The sequence below is a fragment of the Mesorhizobium sp. M7A.F.Ca.ET.027.02.1.1 genome, assembly GCF_004022985.1.
Classification (GTDB): domain Bacteria; phylum Pseudomonadota; class Alphaproteobacteria; order Rhizobiales; family Rhizobiaceae; genus Mesorhizobium.
The window spans coordinates 1-2746 of sequence record NZ_RZOL01000585.1; the positions used below are offsets into that span (position 1 = coordinate 1).

3 protein-coding genes are annotated in these 2746 nt (G+C 66.6%); all 3 read left to right on the forward strand.

The genetic code is table 11. From position 1 onward, the window contains the following. A partial coding sequence (locus EN749_RS33770) for a uroporphyrinogen-III synthase (RefSeq protein ID WP_128364801.1) occupies positions 1-586 on the forward strand: 586 nt, incomplete at its 5' end. Positions 587-696: 110 nt separating this feature from the next. Then, on the forward strand, positions 697-2211 hold the full coding sequence (locus tag EN749_RS33775) for a COG4223 family protein (protein ID WP_128364802.1): 1515 nt from the start codon (positions 697-699) through the stop codon (positions 2209-2211). Positions 2212-2221: 10 nt separating this feature from the next. Further along, a partial coding sequence (locus EN749_RS33780) for a heme biosynthesis HemY N-terminal domain-containing protein (protein ID WP_281061943.1) occupies positions 2222-2746 on the forward strand: 525 nt, incomplete at its 3' end.

A 2746-nucleotide genomic window follows, 5' to 3' on the forward strand; every position in this document is an offset into this window, starting at 1 on the left:
GATCCCGGACGATGCCGTCGCGGTGGCCGTCACCAGCGCCAATGCCATGCGTCATGCGCCGGAAGAAATAATCGCGACGCTCGCCGCCTTGCCTTGTCATGCGGTCGGCAAAAGGACGGCGCAAGCGGCGCGTCGAGCGGGGTTTTTGTCGGTCAGTGAAGGCCCGGGCGATGCGGAGGCGCTGGCCGACAGTCTCGCCGTCGATTTTTCTGGAAAGACGATTGTCTATCTCTGCGGACGCGTGCGTTTTCCGGCGTTCGAACAGAGGCTCGGGACGGCGGGCGTTCGGGTCCAGGCCGTCGAGACCTATGACACGCTGGCAGTGGGGTATTCGGACGAAGTCATCCTCGGACGCCTGTCGGGGCAACCTGCCGACGCGGTGTTGCTCTATTCAGCCAAGGCGGCGGCGGCGATGCGGACCTTGGCAAGACGGACCGCTCTGCGCGTTCTCTTCGAAAAAACATGGGTTTTTGCGCTTTCCGCTCGCATCGCCGAAGCCTTCGACGATGTCGCCGGCGAAAGGATCCGCATCGCCGCGCAGCCTGACGAGGAGGCACTGCTGGCGCTTTTGCAGGCGCCGCGCTGAGCCGCGTCATCACACCGCCCCTTTTCACCGCTTGGTGATGTGCTAGACCCTTTCTGAACCATCATGCGCCGCCAGGCGTTGAGACGAAGCGAATTGTGCGGAGCCCAGGCATGGTCAAGACGCCGAAGATGCGACACTCGAAAATCCGCCGCGAGCCGGTGACCATCGATCTCGAGCCGGGCGCCGTCTCACGCATCGCCGACGAGGACGCCGCCACGCAGGAGGCCCGGACAGACGAGGCGAAGGCCGAGGAAGCAGCGAACGCTTCGCAGCCCGAGGTTCCCGAAGAGCCGGTTCACGCCGACCAGACCGATCTCGAGCCCTGGGAGCATGCCGACGCACGGGCCGAACCGGAGCAGCCGTCGGCAGCGGCGACAAAGCCCGCTAGCGAGGCCGAGATCCCCTATCCCGGATCGTCCGACGAGCCCGGATCGTCCCACGGTCCCGGATCGTCCGATGCGCCGGCCGGCAAGACCAAAGCCTACGACTACAGTTTCGAGGACGCATCGGCGAAGCGCACGCAGACCGACGGCAACAAGGCGAAACCCGAGACACGGGACGAGAAAATGGCGCCACCCCTTGAAAAGCGCGGCGGCCTCAACGGCGTCGCCGCCGGCATCATCGGCGGCGTCATCGCGCTGGTCGGCGCCGGCGGGCTGCAATTTGCCGGCCTGCTTGGCGCGCCGGGTTCCGGTGCCGGCGTCTCGCTCGATGGCGTCAACGGCGACATCGCCTCGCTGAAGACCGAAATCGCCGGTTTGAAGGACGCCGGCGGCAACGGCGATGGAGCGGCGAAGATGGTCGGCCTGTCCTCGGGCCTTGAACAGGTCAAGGCCGATGTGGCGGCGCTGAAATCGGCTGTCGAGAAAGGTGGAGCAGGCGACGCGGCCGGGGTCGCCGCACTGGGCGACAAGGTCGCGCAGATCGAGACGGCGGTCGCCGCCCTCGGCAAGGCCGGCAGCTCGGCGCCGGTCGATCTCGGTCCGCTCAACGAGAAACTGGCTGGCCTCGACGCGCTGGTGAAGTCGGCCGGCGAGGCTACGACGGCGCAGGAGGGCCGGCTGACAGCGCTGGAGCAGTCTGTGTCGCAGCTGTCCGGCAAGGTCGAGGCGGCGGCGGGGCAGCCGAAGGTAGCGCTTGCCATCGCGGCGTCGGCCTTGAAGGCGGCGCTCGAGCGTGGCGGGCCGTTTTCGGCCGAACTCGAAACCCTCGCGGCAATTTCGCCCGATGCGCCGCAGCTTGCGGCACTGCGCCCCTATGCTGAAAAGGGCGTTCCGACCCGCGCCGAGATCGCATCGCAGGCTGATGCCGCCGCCAATGCCATGGTCACTGCCGCGACGCCCGTCGATGAGAATGCCGGCTTCCTGCAGAATCTGATGTCGAGCGCCGAATCGCTGGTCAAGGTCAGGCCGATCGGCGCCGTCGAAGGCGCCGGCGCACCGGAAACCGTCGCGCGCATGGAGGCGGCGGTCAACCAGGGCGACTACGCGAAGGCACTCAGCGAGTATGAAACGCTGCCCGAGGCCGCCAAGGCCGCTGGCGCGGACTTGGCCGGCAAGCTGAAGGCACGCATCGAGGTCGAAACCCAGGTCGATGCGCTGATCTCGGGCGCGATGAAGGCATGAGGGCAACACAATGATCCGCCTGCTCGCCTTCCTCATCGTCGTTTTCGCGCTCGGGCTGGGCTTTGCCTGGCTGGCCGACCGGCCGGGCGACATGGTCGTCACTTTTAACGGCTATCAATACCAGGTCAGCCTGATGGTGGCGGCGGTGGCCGTCGTTGCCGTGGTCGCCGCGGTGATGATCCTGTGGTGGCTGCTCAAGTCGCTGTGGAACAGCCCCTACACCATCTCGCGCTATTTCCGTGTCCGCCGCCGCGATCGTGGCTATCAGGCGCTGTCGACCGGCATGATTGCCGCCGGCGCCGGTGATGGCGCGCTGGCCCGCAAGAAGACCAAGGAAGCCGCCAAGCTGATCCGTTCCGACCAGGAGCCGCTGATCCACCTGCTGGAAGCGCAGGCGTCGCTGCTCGAAGGCGATCATGAAAGCGCGCGACAGAAATTCGAGAGCATGCTCGACGATCCCGAGATGCGGCTGCTGGGCTTGCGGGGGCTTTATCTGGAAGCCGAACGGCTCGGCGACCGCAACGCCGCCAGGCAT

What these genes read in the sequence shown, in the direction of transcription:
- EN749_RS33775 (WP_128364802.1), top strand. Translation starts at nt 697, where the DNA reads ATGGTCAAGACGCCGAAGATGCGACACTCGAAAATCCGCCGCGAGCCG.